The organism is Aeromonas sp., assembly GCF_050633025.1.
GTDB lineage: Bacteria > Pseudomonadota > Gammaproteobacteria > Enterobacterales > Aeromonadaceae > Aeromonas.
On sequence record NZ_JBODRQ010000215.1, the window covers coordinates 1 to 3,647 of the forward strand.

Here is a 3,647-nt window from a genome sequence, read left to right on the forward strand (position 1 = left end):
CGGAGGTGTAGACCAGCGCGGAGATCCCGAGGAAGGAGGCGGCGGACATATAGTCTCCGGCGATGGCCAGACCGTTCTGGAAGCCGGTGATGCGGCCACCGGCGGCATAGTAGTCGGAAGCCGAGCGGTTACGCTTGGAGGCCCAGTAGGTGATAGCCAGGGTCGCGGCCACAAAGACCACGAACATCACAATGGCTGACACGTTGAGAGGTTGACGCTGTACCTCTCCGGTCAGTGCATCCGCTGCCCACAGGGGGGAGGAGACCAGTGAGGCCAACAGTAGCCACTTGCCTTTCATGCTGTGTGTGCTCATGACTGTGCTCCCTTGAGGATCTTCTGGTTCAGCTCGTCAAACTCGCCGTTGGCCCGAAACACATAGATGCCGGTCAGCACGAAGGAGGAGAGGATCAAGCCCACTCCCATTGGGATACCGCGAGTGATGGTCGAGCCCTCGCTGAGCGGGGTGCCCAGCCAACCGGGGGCAAAGGCGATGAGCAGAATAAACGCCAGGTAGAGTCCCAGCATCAGAGCCGAGAGGGCCCAGGCAAAACGCTGGCGCTTGGCGACCAGCTCCTGGAAGTTGGGATCTTGCTGGATCCTCAGATAGCTTTGCTGTTCCATTGCAGTTCTCCATGACATGAGTGTCAGCGGTGGATGGGGTAACCCCGACGAGCAGGCAATCTGCTCATGTAAGCAAAATGTGAATTAAATGTTATTTGTCGACAATTAGACTTTGGGATAAGTGAGCGGCGAGCCGCAGGTCAGGTGCAGGTAGATGAGCGCGGCCGTGGTGGCATCGGCAAGGGCATCGTGGGCGGGCAGGGATGGCAGTTCAAGGTGGCTGCAGATGGCACTCAAGTGGAGGTCAATAGCCGCATCGGGATAGCGGCGATAGAGGTGGTCGTGATAGAGCTGGCTCACCTCGATACCTCGTTGGGGCAGGGTTAATCCCCACAATTTCTGGCAGGCGAGATTGAGAATGCGCAGGTCGTAGGCGATGTGATAGCCCACCAGTTCACGGGGGCCGATAAAGGCCAGAAGCAGGCGCAGCGCGGCTTCCAGTGTCATCCCCTGTTGCAGATCCTGATGGCGCAGGCCGTGGATCACCACCGATTGGCCGGTCAGGCTGGCCGGTGGCAGCACCTTGATGGCGAGCGCCTCGCCGGTCAGTAGCCGGTTGCCCTGAATGCGCACCGCCCCGATGGAGACGATCTCGGCCTGCTCGGGATCGAGACTGGTGGTCTCGAAATCGAGGGCGATCCGTTCATCTTCCGATGGGGTGGCAAAGAGCGGCGCGAACTCGCCCGTTCGGAACGCACGGCCATACCAGTAGCGTCGAACGCGGCTCAACATGGCTATTGTCTCAGACGAAAGTGCAAGGTGAGCCACTGCTGGAACTTCTTCACCTGATGTAGCGCCTGGCGCAACAGATCCCGCTCGCTGTGGCTGAGATCCTGTGTCTGCACCCGACTACCGCTCCCCTTGAGCTGGCTGCGCAGCCTAAGCCGGATAAAGAGCCGGAACGCCTCCGCTAGATTGCTGCCATAGTCGGTACTGAGCCGCTCGGCGGCCACCAGCGCGTCGATACGCCCCAGGGTTGAAGTCTCCAGAATGCCTGCCTCAAGGGCCAACATGCGGATACCGTGCACCAGCGGGAACAGGCCGCCCCGCTTGAGATCCAGCCCTTCCGGTGGCTGCTCCAGCCTGCCAAACAGGGTGAGCGGGGCATGGAAGGCCACCGCCGGTCGCACCATCTCCGCCAGCAGATCCCGTCTGTCCGCCAACTGCTCGCGCAGCGCTCTGGCAACCGGTAGATGGAGTTGGCGATCCCCCGCGATGGGGTGAGCATCCGCGAGAGTCGCCAGCCAGAGCAGCTCCTCCTCACTGGCCGTGGTGCAGGCGCTGGCAATGGCGCTTTGCCACTCGCTGCCCATTTTCACCCAGGCCGGATTGTTCACCATCACCTGCCCGGGGCAGAGGGGGTAGCCGAGCCGCTCCAGCAGGGCGCTGAATTCGGCCAGATCGGCGGCCTGGGTGGGCCATGCCAGCCCCTCTGGCAGGATCAGGGCGTTGTCCTGATCGGTTTTGAGGATCTGCTCGCCGCGCCCCTCCGAGCCCAGCATCAGCAGGCAGACCTTATCCTGTACCTCGGGGGGGATCACCAGCGCAAAGGCTTTGGCGATCAGCTGTTCGTTGATGGTGGCGATCAGCTTCATCAAAAAGGCGGTGTGGATCCCCTGGGCAAACAGCGAGCGGGTCAATTGTTGCTGCTCGCGGGCCACCGCCTCCAGTGCCGGCAGACTGTCGGCGCGGGCGATACGCAACGTCAGCACGTGGGAGTGGGTAGAGAAGAGCCCCAGCACCTGAGTCAGTTGCAAGATGCCCGCCACTTCGTTGCCACGCCACACCACCAGTCGCTTGATGCGATGGCGGGTCATCAGCAGCAAGGCATCAAACAGATAGCTCTCCAGCGGCAGACCAATCAGGGGCGTGGGGGTCAGCACCGAGAGGGGGGCTGTCAGCGGCAATCCCTTGAGGGTCAGGGCGTGGAGCAGGGTCTTGCGGGTTGCCAGCGTGAGGGAGCCGTCGTGGGCCGGGTAGAGCAGGCAATCGGTTCCCTTGCTCACCATGGTTTCGGTCGCCGCCAGCAGTGACAGCTTGCTGTCGACGATAAGCGGTGCCTGCAGGTGGCCGGGTTCGATGCGGGTCAGGATAAATTCCGCCAGATTCTTCTGACCCAGCTGTTCGCGCTGCTCCTGCTGGCGCTGACGCTCGGCCAGATTGGCGGTGAAGTAGCTGGCAAACTGCGGATCCTGCTCACAGAGCGCCAGAAATGTGTGGCGAGGGATGAGCTGGCAGAGGCTATCTTCCAGCGCGGTGAAGCGGTGGCGGCAGCGGCCGTCAAACTGGGCGCGCACATCGAACAGATCATCGACCCCGTAATCACCAAACTGGTGGTGAGGTGCCGACTCTTCCACCGCCCCCTTGATGATGAGATAGAGGCCGGGAGGCTCATCCCCCTCTTTTAGCAGCAGATCTCCGGCCCGAAAATAGCAGAGCGAGAGGTGACGGGATAGCCGTTCGCGCGCCTCCTCATCCAGTCGGTCGAACGGTGGTCTGGCAAAATTGAACAGGGTTGACATGACAGCGTCCTCTGCTGGCTTGCGGCACTCAGGCAGCTCCCAGTGTGACAAAGGGAGGGGGAGGCGACCAGCCGACTTTAGTCTCAGCTGTACCGCCTGTTCACACTCTGATAACGTAGTGGTATGACCAGTGGGTCAGTTTCAGGGATCAAGGAGAGGACAAGGGAGATGGAAAAACCAAGGATCAAATGCGAGATCCACGACGGGATTGCCGAAGTGATGTTGACGCGGGGGGACAAACTCAATGCGCTGGACCGCGCCATGTTCAGCGCCATCGACGAGACGCTGACGCAGCTCGCCCGGCACAAGGGGTTGCGGGCGGTGATCCTGCACGGCGAGGGGCGGGCCTTCTGCGCCGGGCTGGATGTGAAATCCATGCTGAGACAGCCGGTGGCGGCGCTCGATATTCTCAAGCGTGAAGCGGACGAGGCGACCAATCTGGCCCAGCGGGTCGCCTATGGCTGGCATCAGCTGCCTGTGCCGGTGATTGCGGTGACCCAGGGA

5 protein-coding genes are annotated in these 3,647 nt (G+C 61.7%); 1 reads left to right on the forward strand and 4 read right to left on the reverse strand.

Annotation, left to right across the window (positions count from 1 at the left end):
- The 4 genes from ACRAUW_RS17410 to ACRAUW_RS17425 form a co-directional block, all read right to left on the reverse strand.
- The coding region (locus tag ACRAUW_RS17410) for a sodium:solute symporter family transporter (RefSeq protein WP_431363283.1) at positions 1–298 on the reverse strand (298 nt) is incomplete at its 3' end.
- An 11-nt stretch (positions 299–309) separates the two neighbouring features.
- Positions 310–621 carry a DUF485 domain-containing protein gene (locus ACRAUW_RS17415; RefSeq protein WP_431363279.1) on the reverse strand — a complete coding sequence of 104 codons (312 nt, stop codon included), beginning with the start codon at positions 619–621 and terminating at the stop codon, positions 310–312.
- Positions 622–726: 105 nt separating this feature from the next.
- On the reverse strand, positions 727–1,353 hold the full coding sequence (locus ACRAUW_RS17420) for a 3'-5' exonuclease (protein WP_431363280.1): 627 nt from the start codon (positions 1,351–1,353) through the stop codon (positions 727–729).
- 2 nt (positions 1,354–1,355) lie between these two features.
- A complete protein-coding gene (locus ACRAUW_RS17425) occupies positions 1,356–3,143 on the reverse strand; it encodes a putative nucleotidyltransferase substrate binding domain-containing protein (protein ID WP_431363281.1) in 1,788 nt (595 codons plus the stop codon).
- A gap of 168 nt (positions 3,144–3,311) precedes the next feature.
- On the opposite strand from ACRAUW_RS17425, the gene ACRAUW_RS17430 reads away from it, so the two are divergent.
- Positions 3,312–3,647: enoyl-CoA hydratase/isomerase family protein (locus tag ACRAUW_RS17430; protein ID WP_431363282.1), on the forward strand; the 336-nt coding region annotated here is incomplete at its 3' end.